Raw genomic sequence first — 19114 nt, 5'->3', positions numbered from 1 at the left:
CCCGCACCGGGACGGGAGACAGCCGATTCACCGGGCGCTGCGGGCGCGCCGCGCGAGCTCTCCGGTCATCTCCACGAGGCCGAGCAGGCAGAGCCGCGCCAGCGCCGCCTCGACCTCGGCCGGGTCGAAGCCGATCTCTGCCGCGATCCGGGCTCTGGACAGGCTCGAGCGCGGCGGCACGGCGTCCAGCACCCGCCGATCTGCGGGGCTCAGCAGGTCCAGCTCGTCCTGCACGGCATATCCGCTCTCGCCCGACGCGGGCCCACCCGGGAGCAGATCCAGGATGTCCGCTGGCTCGGTGATGAGCACGGCTCCTCGCTCGCGGATCAGCCGGTGGCAGCCCGCGCTGGCCGCTGAGCCGATCGGACCCGGCACGGCGCCGACCGGTCGGGAGAGCTCATCGGCCAGACGGGCGGTCGACAGCGCCCCGGACCGCCAGGAAGCCTCCACCACGACCACTGCCTGGGACAGTGCCGCGATCAGTCGGTTCCGGGCCAGGAATCTCCATCGGGTGGGGGCAGTCCCCGGAGGGGCCTCGCTCACCAGCAGATGCCGTTCCCGGATGCGTTCGAGCAGCTCGGTGTTCCCGCGCGGGTACAGGCGGTCCAGCCCTCCGGCGAGCACGGCGATCGTCGCGCCGTCCGGGACGGCGAGTGCGCCACGGTGGGCCGCGGCATCGATCCCGTAGGCCCCGCCGGAGACCACCGTTCCACCGCGTACGGCGACGTCCGCACCGAAGCTTCCTGCGGCGTCCTCACCGTACGGGGTCGAGGCCCGCGAGCCGACGAGGGCTATGGATCGGTCGGCGACCAGCGTGCCCAGCGTCCCAGGGCCCTGGAGCCACAGGCAGTGGGGTGCGGTCGCCTGGAGGTCGTCCAGGGGCATCGGCCATTCGCCATCAGCCGGGGTGATGATGCGGATCCGTCGGCGCCCTGCCTCTTCCAGCACCGCCTCGACGTCGACGCTGGCCAGCCGCGCGCGCCACCGCCCCAGTGCGCGACGGGCGCGAAGGGTCTGTGTGCCGGGGCTCGGGGCGGCGGCGTCCGCGGGGAGCGTGCCGCCCAGCCGGGAGAGCAGGTCGCTGTCGGTGCCCTCGCGGGCCAGCGACAGGGCCTCAGCGGGGCCGCAGACGCTGCGAGCCATGAGCGCGACGGAGTCGCCCGGCTCGGCGATCAGCGACCAGGTGATGCGGGCCCGGCGGTCCTCGTCGGGTGCGTCGGTGAGCTGGTCGCTCGGCGACGCGGAGGCAGGGCCCGTGCGCTCCGGCCGAGCGGGCCGCCCAGGGTGCTTCGGATCGGGAGGAATGGTCATCGAAGATCTCCTTCGCGCAGGGTGAGTGCCAGGCCGATGTGCTCGGCACCGGGTCGGGGTGACCCGTCGAGGTCGGCGAGGGTCCAGGCCAGTCGCAGCACCCGGTCATGGCCGCGCAGGGTCAGCCGGCCCTGGGCGACGGCATGATCCAGCAGTCGCAGATCGGACGCGGCCGGAGCGTACGCGCGTCGCAGTTCCGGTCCGGGCACGTGGGAGTTCGTGCTCCAGGGCAACCCCTCGTAGCGGTCCTGCTGCCGCTCTCGGGCGATGCGCACCCGCTCGGCGATCGTGTCGCTGGTGTCGCCGTCCTCAGCGCGATGGATGTCGACGGGGCCCACCCTGACCCGGATGTCCACGCGGTCCAGCACCGGTCCGGAGAGCCGGGCGGAGTAGCGCCGTTTCTGCATCGGCGTGCAGGTGCACGACTCCCCCTTGCCCGAGCCGTTCCCGCACGGGCACGGGTTCGCGGCGAGCACCAGTTGGAAGCGCGCCGGGTATCGGGTGACGGTGCGCGCTCGGTGCAGGGTGATGTCCCCGGTCTCCAGCGGTTCGCGAAGGGCCTCGAGCACCCGGGCGGGGAACTCGGGCGCCTCATCGAGGAAGAGCACGCCGGCATGGGCTCGGGAGATCGCACCGGGACGTGCGGTCCCGGTCCCTCCCCCGACCATCGCGGCGGTGGTCGCGGTGTGGTGAGGGCTCTCGAACGGGGCGGTTCGGGGCAGCCCGGCGCGGGCGTCGACGCCGCCGGCGAGCGAGTGGATCGCCGCGACGGTCAGCGAGTCATGGACGTCGAGCGGGGGCAGGATGCCCGGGATCCGGGAGGCGATCATGGTCTTGCCCGCGCCGGGAGGCCCGGTGAGGAGAAGATGATGCCCGCCGGCCGCGGCGACCTCAGCGGCACGCCGAGCCTGTGCCTGCCCGATCACGTCGGCGAAGTCTCCGCGCCGCTCGACCTCGCTCTGCGCGGGATCAGGAGCACCCGGGGCGAGGTCGAGCGCCTGGCGCACCGGGGAGGGAGGCACGTCCGCTCCGAAGCGATGCAGCAGGCCGGTCAGGTCGGCGGCGGCGTCGACCTCCAGGCCGTGCACCAGCCGTGCCTCCTGCAGGTTCTGCTCGGGCACGATCGCGCGGGTGATCCCCAGGGACCGGGCGGCGAGCAGGGCGGGGAGCACGCCCGGGATGGGCCGCACCCTGCCGTCCAGACCCAGCTCTCCCAGCAGCACGGTGTCCCCGGGGACATGCGCGGGCAGTTCGCCCTGGGCATCCAGGATCGCCACCGCGATCGCGAGGTCGAAGCCTGACCCGTGCTTGGGCCTCCAGGCCGGGGTCATGTTGACGGTGATCCGGCGCGGGGCCAGGCGGAGCCCGCTGCGGGCGGCCGCCGCGCGGACCCGATCTCGCGCCTGCAGCATCGACGGATCGGGAAGGCCGACGAGGGAGAAGGCAGGCAGCCCTGCGGAGACGTCCGCCTCCACCTCGACCAGCGTCCCCTCGAGCCCGGTGAGACTGATGGACAGCGTCCGTGCGTGCCCCATGCTCAGACCGCTTCGAGGTGCTCGAGGGAGAAGGTGCCGTCGAGGTGGGCGTGGACGGCGACCACGTCGATCCGCACGTCCCGGTGGGGTGTGGAGCGCTCCATGAGGTACTCGCCCGCCAGGCGCCGCAGCCTGCGCAGCTTCGACGGCGTCACTGCCGCCTGCGGGACGCCGGCGACGAAGGTGCGACGTGTCTTGACCTCGACGAAGACGAGGGTGGTGTGCGCGAGCGCGACGATGTCGAGCTCACCCTGGCTCAGGCGCAGGTTGCGTTCGATGATCTGCCAGCCGCAGGCGACCAGATGCTCGGCGGCGAGGTCCTCCCCCGCGCTGCCGAGCTCCGAGGTGGTCATCTCCGCGACCCGTCGGCGACGGGGCGGAGCGGCGGGGCCCTGCAGGGGCGGTTCAGCGGCGGCGCCGATCACCCGCGCGGCTCCGCGGGAGCCCTCCTGGCGGGAAGCGTGCGGTGTGGGACCCTGCCAACTGGGACCTTGCCGTGGAGCGGAGGGCTGAGGTGCGGAGGTGAGGGTGTTCATGCGAGCCAGCGTGGCCCGCCGGCCCTCTCACGAGCGCGTCGGACAGGATCCTGGGGACAGGCACCCTGTGTGGAGGAAAGGTCGCGGGCCGTCGGGCGGCCCTCAGCAGCTCCCTGCGCGCCCGCAGCATCCCGCCGGCGGCGACTCGCGCACGCTCGCGCAGCCCGCACTGCGGCGGGATGGCCCGATCAGGGCAGGGAGATGTCCTGCTTGTTGAGCTCCTCGATGTTGACGTCCTTGAACGTCACCACGCGCACCGAGCGCACGAAGCGGTTGGAGCGGTAGATGTCCCAGACCCAGACGTCGGCCAGGCGGAGCTCGTAGAAGACCTCCCCGCCGCCGGAGCGCACCTGCAGGTCGACCTGGTTGGCGAGGTAGAAACGACGCTCCGTCTCGATCACGTAGGTGAAGAGGCTGACCACGTCGCGATACTCGCGGAACAGCTGGAGTTCGAGGTCGGATTCGTAGTTCTCGAGATCCTGCGCGCTCACCGACGCTCCTCCTTCGGCTGGGGTTCCCACTGGTCGCCCCACAGTACGCCAGCATGGCTGAGCGTCGGGAGCGGGTCCGGTGCCGGCGCGGGCGCGGGCGTCGGGTTCGCGACCGGCGCGGGCGCCTGGGGCGAGGAGCGCTTCGGGACGGTCCCGGCACCAGAGCCCAGGCGCCAGCTGCGACGGTGGTGCTCGTGGGTCCCGTGGCGGTCGATCGCCTCCCGGTGCACGGCGGCGCCGTACCCCTTGTTCTGTGCCCACGAGTACTCCGGGGCCAGGGCGTCGAGCTCGACCATGTACGCATCACGGGCGACCTTCGCGAGGATGCTCGCCGCCGATACGCTCGCGCAGTCGCGGTCCGCCGCGACCCGCAGCTCGACCAGTGGAGCGGGCCGCTCCGCCGAGCCGAGCTCGGCCGAGAGCACGTCGACGTTGCCGTCGAGCAGGATGGCATCGATCTCCACCTCGAGCGCCTCGAGCGCTCTCAGGGCGGCACGGGTCAGTGCGGGGACGATGCCGATCTCGTCGATCTCTGCGGCGCTGGCCCAGCCCACGGAGCCGGCATGAGCTGTGTCGAGGATCGGGTCTACGAGCGCCGCGCGACGCAGCGCAGAGAGCTTCTTGGAGTCGCGCACGCCCTCGGGCAGGGCCGCGACGCGCCCGTCGACGACCTCGATCGCGCAGGCTCCCATGGCGACCGGTCCGGCGAGGGCGCCGCGCCCCACCTCATCGATGCCCACCACGACCCGGCGCCCGGGCCCGCACCGTGCGGCCAGGGAGAGCTCGGCGTCGAGGGTGGGGGCGACGATGCTCACGGGTGATCGGGGACGTCGACGAAGGTGTCCTGTCCGTCGCCGAGGCCGTCCCAACGGCCGATCGGCCAGAAGATGACCTGGGCCTTGCCGGTGATGTCATCCTCGGGCACGAAGGCGCTCTCGCCCTGGTCCTCGTGGTACGCGGAGTCCGCGGAGGCGAAGCGGTTATCGCCCATCACCCAGACATTGCCCTCGGGCACGGTGACGTCGAAGGCGACCTGGCAGGCCGCGGTGGCCTGATTGATGTAGGGCTCGTCGAGCTCCACACCGTTCACCTCGAGCGACGCGCCCCGCTCTGGGCACACCACGTGATCACCGGGGAGACCGATCAGGCGCTTGACCAGGTGGTCCTGGGCTGGGTCGGGTGCCAGGCCGACGGTGCTGAGCACGGCCATCAGGCGCATCCGCGGCGTGGACTCCGTGGTCGTCTCGCCGCCGATCCAGTCGTCGGGGTCCTCGAAGACGATCACGTCGCCACGGTGCAGATCGAACACTCCGGGCGTCAGCTTCGACACCAGGATCTTGTCGTTCTCGACCAGGGTCGGGTTCATCGATGCCGAGGGGATGTAGAAGGGCTGGATCAGGAAGGTCTTCACGAGCACGGCGATGACCAGGGCGACCGCCATGGTCACCAGCGTGTCTAGCCAGAGCGGCATCCGTGCTCCGCGGCGAGTGCCCGCGCCTCCGCGGGACCTGGTCGAGGGGTCCTCGCCGGGTGCGGCACCCTCCGGATCGGGCACAGCACTGCGGGTTTCCTCGGACGCGTTCATCGCTTGGATACTATCTGGCGAACCTGCGTGTCAGAGCGCACCGGCGCGAGGCAGTGGCCACACGCGTCGGTCGACCTCCCCCACCACGCGCTCCACGGGGATCATCCCGCCTCCCGGAGCGCCGAGCAGATGCCGGGAATCGGTGGAGTCGCCGCGGTTGTCGCCGAGGACGAACATGCGGCCCTCGGGCACCACCAGATCGAAGTCGATCTCACTGGGCACCGTGCCCTCGGGCAGATACGGCTCCTCGAGCGGATCGCCGTTCACGGTGAGCTCCCCCGCGCTCGTGCAGCACTGCACGTGATCGCCGCCCACGCCGATGACCCGCTTGACCCAGTACCGGTCGCCGTCGGCCGCGGACGGTGCGAAATAGCCGGAGCCGTCGAAGACGACGATCGCGCCACGGTGGGCCGTGCCGTGCTCGGAGCGATCGGCGAGGATCACGTCGCCGGGCGCGAGCACCGGTTCCATCGAGGCCGACGGGACGCGGAACGGCTGGGCCACGAAGTGCCGCAGTGCGACCGCGGCCACCAGCAGCAGCACGACGCAGACGGCGGCGGCCACCACGGAGTGGGGCCGCCGCCGTCCAGACGCGGAATCGCGGATCATTCCTGGATCAGGAGTGGTTGCGCTTCTCCTTGATGCGGGCCTTCTTGCCCGTGAGGTTGCGCAGGTAGTAGAGCTTCGCGCGACGCACGTCACCGCGGGTGACGACCTCGATTTTGTCGACGGTCGGGGCGTGCACCGGGAACACACGCTCCACGCCGACGCCGAACGAGATCTTGCGGATGCGGAACGTCTCGCCGATGCCGTGGCCCTGGCGGCCGATGACGTAGCCCTGGAAGATCTGGATACGAGAGCGGTTGCCCTCGATGACCTTCACGTGCACCTTGACGTTGTCGCCGGCGCGGAAATCGGGGACGTCCTCGCGCAGGGACGCCTTGTCGAGCTCATCGAGCTTCTGCATGATGGTTCTCCAGCCCTCCGCCTCAGGTCGGACAGCTTCGTTCGTGGGGCTTCCCGAGAATCGGGATGCCCCTCATGAACTGTCGATCCGGCGAGGAGCGAGCTCCTCGTGCCGGTGTGCTGGGCCTCTGGCGGCGACTCCCGTCGCCACGGACCTGCCCGACCGCTTGGTGCGCCCCTCCCCTGAGGCAGAGGAGCGCGCGGTGTGCACAAGGGGTCATTCTTCCAGTGGGGACCGGCCGTGGCAAGCCCTCATCGACATGTCAGCGCTGGTCACAGCTCACCGATCTGTCGGCTCCGTCACGCGGCTGCGTCGCGGGGCGGCATCACCGCGCCGCGTCGGGCCCCTCGAGCAGATCGGGACGGCGTTCGCCCGTGCGCTGCACGGACTGCGCATGGCGCCAGGCGGCGATCCTGCCGTGATCACCCGAGAGCAGGACCGGCGGCGCCTCGCGGACCACTCCGGCAGGATCGGTCCAGCTCGCCGGGCGCGTGTACAGCGGGTACTCGAGCAGACCGTCGGAGTGGGACTCCTCGACCAGGGACTCGGCATTGCCGACCACGCCGGGGACCAAGCGCACCACGGCCTCGGTGATCGCCAGCACGGCGACCTCGCCGCCGTTGAGCACGTAGTCGCCCAGCGACGCGAGAGCGACCTCGTAGCCGACCTCCGCGAGATGCTCGTATACCCGCTCATCGATGCCCTCGTAGCGCCCGCAGGCGAAGATGATCCATTCGCACTGGGACCATTCCTGTGCGGTGGCCTGCGCGAAGGGCTCGCCCGCCGGGTTCGGGAAGACGATCAGCGGTTCGACGTCCGCGCCGAGCGCATCCTGACCGGCGGCGCGCACTGCCGCGAACGCGCCGGCCCACGGCTCGGGCTTCATGACCATGCCGGCCCCGCCGCCCAGCGGGGTGTCGTCCACCGTGCGATGGCGGTCGTGGGTCCAGCTGCGCAGGTCGTGCACCTGCAGGTCGATCAGGCCCTCGCGGCGGGCCTTGCCGATCAGCGAGAGCTCGAGCGGAGTGAGGTACTCCGGGAAGATCGTGAGGACGTCGATGCGCATCGCGCGCTCAGCCCTTCGATCGCGAGGACGGCGCGGACGTCTCGGGCTCCGGGCCCTGCTCGTCCTCGGGCAGCGCGTCGAACAGCCCGGCGGGCGGGTTCGCGGTGACGATGCCGGCCTCGAGATCGATCTCGGGCACGAGCTGCTCCACCAGCGGCAGCTGGACGCGGCGACGGTCCGAGGTGCGCACCACGAGCAGATCCTGAGCCGGATAGTGGTCGATCCCCTGCACGATGCCGAGGTCCCGACCGTCGATGTGGCGCACGGGGAGCCCCTTGAGCTGGCTGAGGTACCAGGCGTCGGGGTCCTCGTCGGCCTCTTCCTCGGCGTCCACCGCCATCGTGAGCTCGACGCCCCGCAGCGATTCGGCGTCGCTGCGGTCGGTGACCTCCTCGAAGGAGACGTACCAGCGATCCTGCTGGAGCCGGGTGCCGTGCACGGTCAGGGTGCGTCGGCCGGTGGGGGCATCGACCGCGAACGACGCGCCGCGCTGGAACCGCTCCTCGGGCTGGTCGGTGCGCAGGATCAGCGCGACCTCGCCGCGCAGCCCGTGGGCCCTGCCGATGGTGGCGACGATGACGTCGAGAGTGCTCATACCAGTCCTTCAGTGTCGTCAGCGGCGTCGCCGCTCGCGATTTCGCCGGCGGCGGGCGAGGAGTGTCCGATGGCGTCCCCGGCCGTCTCCCCGAGGGCGCGGGCACCGGGCGCCGGCGCCGCTCCGAGGGCGGGGGCACTGCCGAGCACACGTGGTGGTCCCGCCGTGCTCGATGACCTCCGGGCATGCCAGGAGCGGCACCGCACGGGCATGTCTGCTGTCGCAGTCATGCCGGCGATGCCGCTCCGAGGGATCGTACGAGGCAACTCAGCGCCGGTCGACGTCGACGATGTCGACGCGCACGTCATCATCCGAGAGGGCCGCGGTGACCGTACGCAGTGCACGGGCGGTGCGACCGGATCGGCCGATGACGCGACCGAGATCGGCGGCGCCGACCCGGACCTCGAGCAACGGGCCGCGGCGCGTGTCCTTCTCGGTCACGCTCACGGCCTCGGGATCGTCCACGATGCCGCGGACGAGATGATCGAGTGCTTCGGCGCGAGAGCTCATCTCAGGCCTCGTCGGTCGCTGCGGCCTCGGCGTCCTCAGGAGCCTCGCCCTCGGCGGGGACCTCCTCGGAGCCCGCCTCGACCTCGGCGGCCTTGGACTCCTTGGCCTTCTTCGCGCCGTCGCGGGACTCGGCGGCGGCCTTGTCGGCCTCCGCGATGAGCTCCTCGGCGGTCTTCTTCGTCTCGGCGGACTTCAGGGAGCCGGCGGCGGTGGTCTCGCCCTTGGCCTTCTGCCAGTCACCGGTGACCTTGAGCAGAGCGGCGACCTGCTCGGTCGGCTGCGCGCCGACACCGAGCCAGTACTGGGCGCGCTCGGACTCGACCTGGATGACCGACGGGTCCTCTGTCGGGTGGTACAGGCCGATCTCCTCGATCACGGCGCCGTCGCGCTTCTTGCGCGAGTCGGCGACGACGATGCGGTAGAACGGTGCACGGATCTTGCCCATGCGCTTCAGACGGATCTTGACAGCCACGTGGGTGGACTCTCCTTCAGGGATGTTCGGGTGAGTTCCGCCGCAGCCTGTGGGGTCATGCCGGCGCTGACGGTCCTCGGGGTGTCGCGCACGGACGGGTAGAGGGCCGGCCCATGCGCATACAGGGAACGAGTATGCCAGGGATCGGCGCCGATGCACCACCCGGGCGCATGTGCACCGGCGCACATGTGCTCCGGCAGACCGCTCGCACGCCGAGTGCCGGGACGATGAATCCCCGTCGCCCAGCAGTTCTCCAGCTCCCCGGCTCCCCCGCTACCCGCTCCCCCAGCTCCCATCCCAGCCGGGTCCCGCCTCGCCCGGGCATCGCCGTCACGCTGTGATGCCGTTTCGCCGTCACGCCGTCACGCCGTCACGCGACGATCCGTCCGCCCAGCACGACGTGCGTGCGATGGCGCAGCAGCCGATGGTCGGAGCGCGGGTCCCCGGGCACCACCAGCAGATCGGCCGGGGCGCCGTCCTCGAGCGCCGGCACGCCCAGGAAGCGTCGGGGAGCCCACGTGGCGGCATCGAGGACCGCCGCGCCGTCCAGCCCCGCGCGCGACAGCTCATCGAGCTCGTCATGGATGATGCCGTGCCCGAGCACTCCCCCGGAGTCGGTTCCCACCAGCAGCTGCACCCCCGCGTCGTGCGCGTCCCGGGTGCGCTCGTAGCGGCCCGCACGCAGTCGGCGCATGTGCTCGGCGTACGCCGGGAACTTCTTCTCGCCCTGCTGCGCGTAGGTCTCGAACTCGTCGACGTTGACCAGCGTGGTCACGACGGGAATGCCGGCATCGGCCGCCCGGGCGATGGTCTCGTCCGTCAGGCCCGTCGCATGCTCGAGGCAGTCGAAGCCGGCGTCCAGCGCGAGCGGCAGCGTGGCCTCGTCGAACGTGTGAGTCGTGATCCGTGCCCCGGCCTCGTGGGCGGCGCGGGCCGCGGCCGCGAAGTCCTCCGCGCCCCAGCAGGGGGTGAGGTCGCCGGCGGTCCGGTCGATCCAGTCCCCCACCAGCTTCACCCAGCCGTCGCCGCGGCCGGCCTCCCGCGTCACCGCAGCGGGGAGGTCCTCGGGCTCGACCTCATCGGCGTAGCCGATCAGGTAACGGCGGGTGCGGGCGAGGTGGCGGCCGCACCGGATCAGCCGCGGAAGGTCGTGCTGCTGCTGGAGGGGTGAGCTGTCGATGATCGATCCCGCGTCGCGGATCAGCAGCACCCCCGTGTCGCGGTCGGTGAGGGCCTGCTGCCGGGCGGTCTCCAGGGTGGTGCCTTCGCCGCCGTCGCCGATGCCGAGATGGCAGTGGAGGTCCGCCAGTCCCGGGACGACGACGCCGTCGATCTCCTGGATCTCCGTGCCGGCGGCCAGCTCGGGCCGCTGATGATGGATGCGGCCCTCCGCCACCCAGGCCTCGGAGAGCTCCTGCTCGGGGCCCAGCAGGATCGGGCCCCTCAGGTGCAGCACGGGCGAGGTGCGGGGGTCAGCAGTCGTGGCGCTCATGGCCCGAGCGTACCCACGCCGGCGCGGCCGCCCGCACCGGCCTCACTTCCCGCCGAACAGCTTCTGCATCTCCGGCGGCAGCTGATGGGGATCGAAGTCCGACAGGTCCGGCGTGCCGGACTGCGTCGCTCCGCCGCCGAACGCGGAGCCTCCGGTCGACTCGCCCGCTGCGGCCTTCCGATCCAGCTCCGCCTGCTCGCGCGCGGCCTTGGCCGGGTTCTTCGACTTCGAGGTCTTCTTCTTGCCCTTCTGGGGGGCCTGCCGGCCCCGCGACTTCTTGCCCATGCCCATCCCGGGCCCGCCGGGCATGGCGGGCATGCCGCCGCCGGCCATGCCCTTGCCCATCGTGCGCATCATCTGCTGGGCCTGCTTGAAGCGCTCGAGCAGCTGATTGATCTGCTGGACGGTCGTGCCGGAGCCGCGGGCGATGCGGCTGCGACGCGAACCGTTGATGACCTTGGGGTTGTTGCGCTCCTCGGGGGTCATCGAGCGGATGATCGCCTCGATGCGCCCGATCTCGGACTCGTCGAAGTTCTCCAGCGCGTCGCGGTGCTGGCCCATGTTCGGCAGCATCCCGAGCATCTTCTTGATGTTGCCCATGTTCTTGAGCTGCTGCATCTGGCTGAGGAAGTCGTCGAGCGTGAAGTCTTCGCCCGAGGCGATCTTCTTCGCGGCCTTCTCGGCTTCCTTCTGATCGAAGGCCTTTTCGGCCTGCTCGATCAGGGAGAGCACGTCGCCCATGTCGAGGATGCGGTTGGCCATGCGATCCGGGTGGAAGCGTTCGAACTCGTCGAGGCTCTCACCGGTGGAGGCGAAGAGGATCGGGCGCTGGGTGACACCGGTGATCGACAGGGCGGCACCGCCCCGGGCATCGCCGTCGAGCTTGGACAGCACCACGCCGGTGAAGCCCACGCCGTCGCGGAAGGCCTCGGCCACACGGGCGGCGTCCTGGCCGATCATCGCGTCGACGACGAACAGGGTCTCGTGAGGGTCGACGGCGTCGCGGATGTCCCGCGCCTGCTGCATCATGTCCTCGTCGATGCCCAGGCGACCGGCCGTATCGACGATGACCACGTCGTGCTGCTGGAACTGCGCCGTGGAGACGCCGTTCATCGCCACCAGCACGGGGTCGCCCACGCCGTTGCCGGGCTCGGGCGCGAACACCGGCACCCCGGCGCGGTCCCCGACGATCTGCAGCTGGTTGACCGCGTTGGGCCGCTGGAGGTCGGCGGCGACGAGCAGCGGCGTGTGGCCCTCGGACTTCATCCACTTCGCGAGCTTGCCAGCGAGTGTCGTCTTGCCAGCGCCCTGGAGGCCGGCCAGCATGATCACGGTGGGCGGGTTCTTCGCCCAGTGCAGCTCGCCGGTCGCGCCGCCGAGCACCTCCACCAGCTCGTCGTTGACGATCTTGACGACCTGCTGGGCGGGATTGAGCGCCTTGGAGACCTCTTCGCCCAGTGCGCGCTCGCGCACCCTCCCGGTGAACTCGCGCACCACGGAGACGGCGACGTCGGCGTCGAGCAGGGCACGACGGATCTCGCGGATCGTCTTGTCGACGTCCGCTTCGGTCAGGCGGCCTTGGCCGCGCAGACCCTTCAGCGACGCTGTGATGCGATCGGAGAGGTTGTTGAACACGAAGCGCTTCCCCTTGGTCGGACGGACCGCCTCAGTGTAGTGGCCGCTCCCTGATCCGAGCACACCGGGGCGCCGTCGCCGAGGCGAAGGGCACGTAGGGCGGCCCGGCTCAGGTGGCTGCGGCGTCCATCAGCGCGGTCACGATCCGGCCGACGGTCGGCGGGTCCAGGCCGCGCCCGTGCTGATCGGTGAGGTAGAGGACGTCCACCGCGCGGCGGCCCAGGGTCAGCACATGCGCGCTGCGCACCTGCAGGCGGTGCACGGTGATCACCTCGGCGACGTCGGCCAGCAGACTGGGACGGTTGCGGGCGTTGACCTGGACCACGGTCGCCTCGCGGGAGGCGCCGGGCAGCAGCGTCACCACCGGGGTGTCCTCGGTGGTGCGGGGCGGCGGGGCCGGGGGCAGCTCGAGCACGCGGGCGTCGGGACGGTCGCGGACGGCGAGCTCGCGGTCCAGCGCGCTGCGCAGCACCGAGGGGTGCGGCAGATCCGCCGGGGCCGCGGCGACCCACCAGGTGTTCACGGCGACCCCGTCCTGGGTGCCCACCACGGCACTGTGCACGTCCAGTCGCAGACGCACCAGCACACGCGCCATGGCGGCGAAGACGCCGTCGCCGTCGGGGGCGCCGACGCAGATCTGCGAGATCGGTTCGTCCTCGGTGTGCGCGGGATAGACGACCTGCGCGCTCCCGGTGCGCTGCACGGCGGTCCGGACCGCATCCTGCACGGAGCGCTGCGGCGAGAGCACGATGCGCGGAGCGGGGGCGGTGCCGCTGAGGGCATCCCGGGCCAGATCGGTGAGGTGGTCGACGAGATCCGCCCGCCAGGTGGACCAGGCCGCGGGTCCGGCCGCCACCGCGTCAGCCTCGGTGAGCGCTCTCAGCAGCTCGAGCACCTCGGGGTCGTGGTCGATCGCGTCGAGCAGATCGCGCAGGGTGGCGGGATCGGCGAGGTCGCGTCCGGTCGCCAGGCGGATGAGCGTCAGGTGCTCCCGCACCAGCAGGGCGATCGCGCGTGAATCCGCTTTGTCGAAGCCCAGATGACGGGCCGCGGTCTCGGCGAGCGGTGCCCCCTCGGCGGCGTGATCGCGCGCACCCGAGCGCTTGCCGAGGTCGTGGAGCAGGGCGGCGACCAGCAGCAGGTCGGGCCTGCCCACCCGTGCCAGGAACCTCTGCGACTCCAGGACGGTCTCCACCAGGTGGCGGTCCACGGTGAAGCGGTGCACGGCGGAGCGCTGGGGGCGGTTGCGCACCTCGGCCCATCCTGGGACCCAGCGGGCGAAGATTCCCTTCACGTCGAGCGCCTCGTAGACCTGCGCGAAGTGCTCCCCCGCCAGGGAGTCCACGAGCACGTCCCGCTGAGCGGGGACCAGCGGTGCGGTGTCCGCGTCGGCCATCCGGGCGAGCGTGGCGTCCGCGAGCGGGAGTCCCGTGGTCGCGGCGTGGCGGACGGCCGCCAGGTCGCGCAGCAGGTCCCGCGTGGACGGGTCCACCGAAACCTCTCCGGCCTGGACCAGGACGCCGTGGGGCAGGCGGGTCAGCGCCGGCCGGCGGTCGCTGCCGGTGCCTCGAGTGGCGCTCCCGCCGGGGGCGAGAGCGGCCTCGGCGGCGCGGACCGTGCGGTGCAGCTCCCAGGACACGGCGCGTGCGGCCTCGGCGAGCACGGCGTGATGGTCGTCGGCGGTGGCGTGACCGGTCAGCGCCGCGACCGAGTCCTGATCGGCCCGGCCCAGTCGGGTGCCGGCTGTGCCGGTGACGGCCTGCAGGGCGTCGCGAGCATCGCCGAGCGTCCGGGCGGCCGCATCGACCACCTCGTGATCGTGGTCGGCCAGCCAGCTCTCGGCAAGGGCACGGATGACCGTCACATCCCGCAGCCCGCCGCGGTCGGACTTGAGGTTCGGCTCGGAGGAGTGGGCGAGCGACCCGTAGCGGTGACCCCGGTCCATGGCCAGGTCGACCAGGTCCGAGACCCGCCTGCGGGCCTCCCGGCGCCAGCGCATGCGCACCCGGTGCGCGGTGTCCTCGACGAGGTCGGAGTCGCCCGCGATGACGCGCAGGTCAAGCAGGGAGATCGCCGCTCGCAGGTCGTCGCGGGCAACCTGGTCGCATTCCTCGGGGCTCCTCACGGCATGGTCCAGCGACGTCCCCGAATCCCAGATCGGGTACCACAGGGCGTTCGCGAGCCGGTTGGTCTCCGCCTGGTCGAGACGGTCGGGGTCGATCAGCAGGACCAGGTCGAGGTCGCTGGCCGGCCCCAGGTCCCGGCGTCCCAGCGATCCGATGGCGCCGAGCGCGGCCCCGGAGGCCGGCCCGCCGGCCCCTGCCCAGAGCTCGGTCAGCCAGCCGTCCACGAGGGCGGCCTGCTCGAGCCTGCGGCGGGGGCCGGCGGAAGAGTCCGCGAAGCCCTCCTGGAGCACCTGCGTGATCCGTCGTGCGGAGAGGCCCTCAGAGGGCATCCGCGTCCCGTTCGCCGGTGCGGACACGGACGACGTCGTGGACCTCGGTGGTCCAGACCTTGCCGTCACCGATCCGCCCGCTGCGCGAGGCGGCGATGACCAGGTCGATGATCGCGGATTCGTCGGCATCCTCCGCGAGCACCTCGACCTTGATCTTCGGGATGGTGTCGATGGTGTACTCCGCGCCGCGGTACACCTCGGTGTGGCCGCCCTGGCGCCCGTACCCGGCGACCTCGGTGATGGTCAGTCCGCTGACCCCGTACTCTCGCAGCGCATCGGTGACGGCCCGCAGGGCGTGCGGCTGGATGATCGCGGTGACGAGCTTCATCGGGGCTCTCCTGTGGTGACGGTGCGGACGTCCTCGGCCGTGGGATCGGTCGGGGCGGCGGGCTCTTCTGCGCCCGGCGCCGGATTCCGGGGCTCCGACGTCGATCCGCCGGCCGGGGAGACCGGGAAGGAACCGGCGCCGAGGGGTGTCGGACGTTCCCGCCGAGAGGCGAGGGCACCGGCGAGATCGTATCCGGACTCGGCGTGATGGGCGATATCGATGCCGGCACGTTCGTCGGACTCGCTCACCCTCCACCCCATCGTGTACTTCAGGGCCAGGGCGATCACCGTCGTGAGCACCCCGGAGACGATGATCGCGGACACAGCCACGAGCACCTGCACCACCAGCAGGCTCACGCCGCCCCCGAACAGCAGGCCGCCGTCCGCGGCCAGCACGCCGATGAGGATGGTGCCGACGAGCCCGCCGACGAGGTGGACTCCGACGACGTCGAGGGAGTCGTCGAACCCGAACCGGTGCTTCAGGCCCACGGCGAGGGCGCAGCACGCTCCGGCGATCAGACCCAGCACGATCGAGGTGATCGGGGTCAGCGCCGCGGCGGCGGGGGTGATCGCGACCAGGCCGGCGACCACGCCGGAGGCGGCGCCGAGGCTGGTGACATGCCGATCTCGCAGTCGCTCCACGAGCGCCCAGCCGAGCATCGCGGCGGCCGTCGCGACGGTGGTGTTCACCCAGGCGAGCCCCGCGGTGGCATCCGCCGTGCCGGCCGACCCGGCATTGAACCCGAACCAGCCGAACCACAGCAGAGCCGCACCGAGCATGACCAGCGGCAGGTTGTGCGGCTTCATCGGGTCCGTGCCGAAGCCCTTGCGAGCGCCCACCACGAGCGCCAGGACGAGCCCGGCGACGCCGGCGTTGAGGTGCACCACGGTGCCGCCGGCGAAGTCCACCGGCTCGGCCAGCGCCGCGAAGGGTCCGTCGGCGCCGAGCAGTCCTCCGCCCCAGACCATGTGCGCGAGCGGCGCGTAGACCACGAGCACCCACACCGCGGCGAAGACCATCCAGGTGCCGAGCTTGACGCGGTCGGCGATGGCCCCGGAGATCAGGGCGGTGGAGATGATCGCGAAGGTCATCTGGAATCCGGCGGCGACGAGGAAGGGCACGCCGGACTCGGCGAGGAGGGACTGCTCATCGGTGCCTGCCAGCCCGATGTGTTCCAGAGGGTTCCCGAGCACGCCGCCGACGTCCGTTCCGAAGGCGATCGAGTATCCGCCGATCGTCCAGGCGATGGCGACCACGGCCATGGCCGTGAAGGACATCAGCATCATGTTCAGGACGGTGCGGGCGCGCACCATCCCGCCGTAGAAGAGCGAGAGTCCGGGGGTCATGAGCAGCACGAGTGCGGCGCTCACGAGGATCCAGGCGGTCGCCCCAGTGTCGAGGGTGAAGGGCTCCATGGTGTCTCCGAACAGGAGTGGGGCCGGCCCCGGATCGCCTCAGTGATCCGAGGTCCGCGCGGCCCGGTGGGTCGCGCTCACATCGTGCGGGGATCCTGCCCGTGCGCCTAGGGCGGAGAGGTGCCGTGATCATTCCGTGACCCGCCGTCCCGGTCGACGGACGTCCTCGAGGCGAGAGCCCCTCGAGGACGACGACCGCCCTCGGGCGACGACCCCCTCCGGCCGCATCTGCCCCGGACGCAGCGCGCCCCCGTCCCCGACATGGGGACGGGGGCGATCACGCGACGGCCCGACGACCGCGCCGCGCAGCGCGGCCTCAGTCGCCCAGGAGCGCATCCACGAAGCCGTGGGGGTCGAACGGGGTGAGGTCGTCCATGCCCTCGCCGAGACCCACCATCTTGACCGGCACGCCCAGCTCGCGCTGGACCTTCACGACGATGCCGCCCTTCGCGGTGCCGTCGAGCTTGGTGAGCACGATGCCGGTGATCTGCACGGCCTCGGAGAACACCCGGGCCTGCTGCAGGCCGTTCTGGCCGGTCGTGGCGTCGATGACCAGGAGCACCTCGGCCACAGTGTCGCCATGCAGGCCCTTCTCCGCCACCCGGCGCACCTTGCCGAGCTCGTCCATCAGACCCTTCTTGTTCTGCAGACGGCCGGCGGTGTCGATGATGACCACGTCGCTCCCCTGCGCGATGCCCTCCTTCACGGCTTCGAAGGCCACTGCGGCGGGATCCGCGCCGTCGCGGTCCGCGCGCACCGTCTCGACACCCACGCGGGACCCCCAGGTCTCGAGCTGGTCGGCGGCGGCGGCGCGGAAGGTGTCGGCGGCACCGAGGACGACGCTGCGGTCGGCGGCGACGAGCACGCGTGCGAGTTTGCCCACGGTGGTGGTCTTGCCGGTGCCGTTGACGCCGACCATGAGCAGCACGGAGGGCAGCTCGGTGCCGTCGGCGGCGTCGCGGCGGCTGGCGGCGAGGCGGCGGTCCAGCTCGGGGTCGATCAGAGCGATGAGCTCCTCGCGCAGCACCTCGCGCACGGCGGCGGGATCGTCCGTGCCGAGCACCTGGATGCGTCGGCGCAGGCTGTCCAACAGCTCGTCGGTGGCGTCGGGGCCGAGGTCCGCCAGGAGCAGGGTCTCCTCGATCTCGTCCCAGGTGTCTTCGTCCACGCTGCCGCGGGTGAGCAGGCCGAGGATGCCGCGACCGATCGCCCCGGAACGGGCGAGACGGTCCCGCAGGCGCACCATGCGGTCCGCAGGAGCTTCGGGGGTGTCCAGGACGGGCGCGCCGGCGAGGGTCGCCTCGTCGGTGACGTCGACCGATTCTTCGGCCTCAGCAGGCACCGCGGGCTCGACGGTCGCCTCGGCGTCGGCGGAGGCGGTGGAGTCGGCGGGCGGGGCAGGAGCTGCCGGCTGAGCGGTCCTCGCGTCATCGGCCGGCGCGGCGGGCCCGACGGGATCCGCGGTGCCGGGTTCCGTGGCGGTCTCGTCGGCCACGGTGGTCTCGGCGGCATCCTCGGCGCCCTGCTCGGGCTCCGTCGTGGGCGCCTGCTCGGACCGTTCGGGCTCTGTCGTGGGGGCCTGCTCGGTTCGCTCGGGCTTCGCCGTGGGGGCGGAGAGGGTGTCGGCCCAGCTGGGGGCGGCCGGTCGCTCCTTGACGGCGGTCGTGCTCTGCGCCGTCGAGCCGGTGGAAGCGGACGTGCTGCTGGTGCTCTCACCTCGGCGTCCGGTCGTGTCTCCGGAGTCCTTCCGCTTTCCGCGACTGCGGACGAAGGCCCAGGCCCCCGCACCGATGACGAGGATGCTGCCGCCGCCACCAGCGATCAGGGCAAGGATGTCATTGGGATCCACGGGTCACCTCCGGGGTCGGGGAAGCCGACGATGCGGCGCGGCCAACGGCCAGTGTAGGCCGCTCATGGGAGGTGCCCGCCTGTCAGGAGGCGATCTGGAGGAGCCGGCGCTGCGGAGGCGCACGCGCTGTGGAGGACCGTCGGCCCCTGCGCCCCGGAGGACAATCCTCCGTGTGGGACACGAACGGTCAGCGGCGAGTGCGAGAAGTGTGCCTCGGATCGCGCTGCGCACCGTCGTCCTGCCCGGTCCGATCCCGCTCACGCAGGTGCGGAGCCGCGACCGCAGCGAGGATCCCGATCGCGACCAGGACGGCGAGGCCCAGGAAGACGATGGTGACGACGGGAAGTTCCATGACCATATTGTGCACGCCGCACCGTCCGATGTGCACAATCTGACGGTGCGGCGCGTCTCACGTGGTCGTACTGGCCGTACGGGGTGTGATCAGCCCAGTTCGGGGAACCAGATGCTGATCTCGCGGGCTGCGGACTCCTCGGAGTCGGAGCCGTGCACGAGGTTCTGGATCACGGGGAGGTCCCACTCGCGGGCCAGGTCGCCGCGGATGGTGCCGGGGGCGGCCTCGGTCGGGTTGGTGGCACCCGCGAGGGAACGGAAGCCGGGGATCACGCTCTCGCCCTCGGCGACGATCGCGACCAGGGGGCCGGCGCCCATGTACTCGACCAGTCCGGGGTAGAAGGGCTTGCCCTCGTGCTCGGCGTAGTGCGCGGCCAGCTCCTCCGCCGTAGCGGTGCGCTGGGCCAGGGCGACGATGTCGTAGCCCTTCGTCTCGAGCCGACGGATGATCTCCCCACGCAGTCCGCGCTGGACGGCATCGGGCTTGAGCAGGACAAGGGTTCGCTGTGCGGTCATGGCAC

The 19114-nt window shown here is 71.7% G+C and carries 20 protein-coding genes; all 20 read right to left on the bottom strand.

Features of this window, described 5'->3' with window-relative positions; all coding sequences use genetic code 11:
• Nucleotides 1-27: 27 nt before the first annotated feature.
• On the bottom strand, nucleotides 28-1311 hold the full coding sequence (dprA, locus tag CIK81_RS14195; RefSeq protein WP_114355831.1) for a DNA-processing protein DprA: 1284 nt from the start codon (nucleotides 1309-1311) through the stop codon (nucleotides 28-30).
• A complete protein-coding gene (locus tag CIK81_RS14190) occupies nucleotides 1308-2846 on the bottom strand; it encodes a YifB family Mg chelatase-like AAA ATPase (RefSeq protein ID WP_096197333.1) in 1539 nt (512 codons plus the stop codon). The genes dprA and CIK81_RS14190 overlap by 4 nt, the downstream gene beginning before the upstream one ends.
• Before the next feature lie 2 nt (nucleotides 2847-2848).
• Nucleotides 2849-3382, bottom strand: a complete 534-nt coding sequence (locus CIK81_RS14185; protein ID WP_096197332.1) for a YraN family protein — start codon at nucleotides 3380-3382, stop codon at nucleotides 2849-2851.
• Nucleotides 3383-3570: 188 nt separating this feature from the next.
• Nucleotides 3571-3873, bottom strand: a complete 303-nt coding sequence (locus tag CIK81_RS14180) for a DUF2469 domain-containing protein (RefSeq protein WP_096164037.1) — start codon at nucleotides 3871-3873, stop codon at nucleotides 3571-3573.
• Nucleotides 3870-4688, bottom strand: coding sequence for a ribonuclease HII (locus CIK81_RS14175; protein WP_096197331.1), 819 nt, complete (start codon nucleotides 4686-4688; stop codon nucleotides 3870-3872). Before CIK81_RS14175 ends, CIK81_RS14180 begins: the two co-directional genes overlap by 4 nt.
• On the bottom strand, nucleotides 4685-5458 hold the full coding sequence (lepB, locus tag CIK81_RS14170; protein ID WP_114355830.1) for a signal peptidase I: 774 nt from the start codon (nucleotides 5456-5458) through the stop codon (nucleotides 4685-4687). The genes CIK81_RS14175 and lepB (CIK81_RS14170) overlap by 4 nt, the downstream gene beginning before the upstream one ends.
• A 30-nt stretch (nucleotides 5459-5488) precedes the next feature.
• Complete coding sequence (gene lepB, locus CIK81_RS14165) at nucleotides 5489-6067, bottom strand: signal peptidase I (protein ID WP_114355829.1); 579 nt, start codon at nucleotides 6065-6067, stop codon at nucleotides 5489-5491.
• A gap of 7 nt (nucleotides 6068-6074) precedes the next feature.
• Nucleotides 6075-6425 (bottom strand): 50S ribosomal protein L19, encoded by a 351-nt coding sequence (rplS, locus tag CIK81_RS14160; protein ID WP_096164033.1) that lies wholly within the window; start codon nucleotides 6423-6425, stop codon nucleotides 6075-6077.
• Between the two features lie 325 nt (nucleotides 6426-6750).
• Nucleotides 6751-7491 carry a tRNA (guanosine(37)-N1)-methyltransferase TrmD gene (gene trmD, locus CIK81_RS14155; protein ID WP_096197329.1) on the bottom strand — a complete coding sequence of 247 codons (741 nt, stop codon included), beginning with the start codon at nucleotides 7489-7491 and terminating at the stop codon, nucleotides 6751-6753.
• A gap of 7 nt (nucleotides 7492-7498) precedes the next feature.
• On the bottom strand, nucleotides 7499-8086 hold the full coding sequence (gene rimM / locus CIK81_RS14150) for a ribosome maturation factor RimM (protein ID WP_096197328.1): 588 nt from the start codon (nucleotides 8084-8086) through the stop codon (nucleotides 7499-7501).
• Nucleotides 8087-8353: 267 nt separating this feature from the next.
• Nucleotides 8354-8596 (bottom strand): KH domain-containing protein, encoded by a 243-nt coding sequence (locus CIK81_RS14145; RefSeq protein WP_096197327.1) that lies wholly within the window; start codon nucleotides 8594-8596, stop codon nucleotides 8354-8356.
• A gap of 1 nt (nucleotide 8597) precedes the next feature.
• Nucleotides 8598-9068: a 30S ribosomal protein S16 gene (gene rpsP, locus CIK81_RS14140; protein ID WP_096197326.1), complete on the bottom strand. Its 471-nt coding sequence runs from the start codon at nucleotides 9066-9068 to the stop codon at nucleotides 8598-8600.
• Between the two features lie 370 nt (nucleotides 9069-9438).
• Nucleotides 9439-10560: an amidohydrolase family protein gene (locus CIK81_RS14135; protein ID WP_114305487.1), complete on the bottom strand. Its 1122-nt coding sequence runs from the start codon at nucleotides 10558-10560 to the stop codon at nucleotides 9439-9441.
• 42 nt (nucleotides 10561-10602) lie between these two features.
• Nucleotides 10603-12195 (bottom strand): signal recognition particle protein, encoded by a 1593-nt coding sequence (gene ffh, locus CIK81_RS14130; protein ID WP_096197416.1) that lies wholly within the window; start codon nucleotides 12193-12195, stop codon nucleotides 10603-10605.
• Between the two features lie 109 nt (nucleotides 12196-12304).
• Nucleotides 12305-14650, bottom strand: a complete 2346-nt coding sequence (locus tag CIK81_RS14125) for an HD domain-containing protein (protein ID WP_114305528.1) — start codon at nucleotides 14648-14650, stop codon at nucleotides 12305-12307.
• Nucleotides 14640-14978 carry a P-II family nitrogen regulator gene (locus tag CIK81_RS14120; RefSeq protein WP_096164026.1) on the bottom strand — a complete coding sequence of 113 codons (339 nt, stop codon included), beginning with the start codon at nucleotides 14976-14978 and terminating at the stop codon, nucleotides 14640-14642. Before CIK81_RS14120 ends, CIK81_RS14125 begins: the two co-directional genes overlap by 11 nt.
• Nucleotides 14975-16393 (bottom strand): ammonium transporter, encoded by a 1419-nt coding sequence (locus CIK81_RS14115; protein WP_114355828.1) that lies wholly within the window; start codon nucleotides 16391-16393, stop codon nucleotides 14975-14977. The genes CIK81_RS14120 and CIK81_RS14115 overlap by 4 nt, the downstream gene beginning before the upstream one ends.
• A 316-nt stretch (nucleotides 16394-16709) precedes the next feature.
• Nucleotides 16710-18242, bottom strand: a complete 1533-nt coding sequence (ftsY, locus tag CIK81_RS14110; protein ID WP_114355827.1) for a signal recognition particle-docking protein FtsY — start codon at nucleotides 18240-18242, stop codon at nucleotides 16710-16712.
• A 187-nt stretch (nucleotides 18243-18429) separates the two neighbouring features.
• Entirely contained in the window at nucleotides 18430-18594 is a 165-nt protein-coding gene (locus tag CIK81_RS18225; protein WP_158542052.1) for a hypothetical protein, read from the bottom strand.
• An 89-nt stretch (nucleotides 18595-18683) separates the two neighbouring features.
• Nucleotides 18684-19109 carry a nucleoside-diphosphate kinase gene (ndk, locus tag CIK81_RS14105; protein WP_096164023.1) on the bottom strand — a complete coding sequence of 142 codons (426 nt, stop codon included), beginning with the start codon at nucleotides 19107-19109 and terminating at the stop codon, nucleotides 18684-18686.
• Nucleotides 19110-19114: the final 5 nt, after the last annotated feature.

Source organism: Brachybacterium sp. JB7 (assembly GCF_003335205.1).
GTDB classification, from domain to species: domain Bacteria; phylum Actinomycetota; class Actinomycetes; order Actinomycetales; family Dermabacteraceae; genus Brachybacterium; species Brachybacterium alimentarium.
The sequence above is the reverse complement of the archived record's forward strand: the minus strand, read 5'-3'. Positions and strand labels throughout refer to the sequence as shown.

What these genes read in the sequence shown, in the direction of transcription:
- trmD (WP_096197329.1), bottom strand. Translation starts at nt 7,491, where the DNA reads ATGCGCATCGACGTCCTCACGATCTTCCCGGAGTACCTCACTCCGCTC.
- lepB (WP_114355830.1), bottom strand. Translation starts at nt 5,458, where the DNA reads ATGAACGCGTCCGAGGAAACCCGCAGTGCTGTGCCCGATCCGGAGGGT.
- CIK81_RS14125 (WP_114305528.1), bottom strand. Translation starts at nt 14,650, where the DNA reads ATGCCCTCTGAGGGCCTCTCCGCACGACGGATCACGCAGGTGCTCCAG.
- CIK81_RS18225 (WP_158542052.1), bottom strand. Translation starts at nt 18,594, where the DNA reads ATGGAACTTCCCGTCGTCACCATCGTCTTCCTGGGCCTCGCCGTCCTG.
- CIK81_RS14120 (WP_096164026.1), bottom strand. Translation starts at nt 14,978, where the DNA reads ATGAAGCTCGTCACCGCGATCATCCAGCCGCACGCCCTGCGGGCCGTC.
- CIK81_RS14145 (WP_096197327.1), bottom strand. Translation starts at nt 8,596, where the DNA reads ATGAGCTCTCGCGCCGAAGCACTCGATCATCTCGTCCGCGGCATCGTG.
- rimM (WP_096197328.1), bottom strand. Translation starts at nt 8,086, where the DNA reads ATGAGCACTCTCGACGTCATCGTCGCCACCATCGGCAGGGCCCACGGG.
- ndk (WP_096164023.1), bottom strand. Translation starts at nt 19,109, where the DNA reads ATGACCGCACAGCGAACCCTTGTCCTGCTCAAGCCCGATGCCGTCCAG.
- rplS (WP_096164033.1), bottom strand. Translation starts at nt 6,425, where the DNA reads ATGCAGAAGCTCGATGAGCTCGACAAGGCGTCCCTGCGCGAGGACGTC.
- CIK81_RS14185 (WP_096197332.1), bottom strand. Translation starts at nt 3,382, where the DNA reads ATGAACACCCTCACCTCCGCACCTCAGCCCTCCGCTCCACGGCAAGGT.
- CIK81_RS14135 (WP_114305487.1), bottom strand. Translation starts at nt 10,560, where the DNA reads ATGAGCGCCACGACTGCTGACCCCCGCACCTCGCCCGTGCTGCACCTG.
- CIK81_RS14190 (WP_096197333.1), bottom strand. Translation starts at nt 2,846, where the DNA reads ATGGGGCACGCACGGACGCTGTCCATCAGTCTCACCGGGCTCGAGGGG.
- CIK81_RS14115 (WP_114355828.1), bottom strand. Translation starts at nt 16,393, where the DNA reads ATGGAGCCCTTCACCCTCGACACTGGGGCGACCGCCTGGATCCTCGTG.
- dprA (WP_114355831.1), bottom strand. Translation starts at nt 1,311, where the DNA reads ATGACCATTCCTCCCGATCCGAAGCACCCTGGGCGGCCCGCTCGGCCG.
- lepB (WP_114355829.1), bottom strand. Translation starts at nt 6,067, where the DNA reads ATGATCCGCGATTCCGCGTCTGGACGGCGGCGGCCCCACTCCGTGGTG.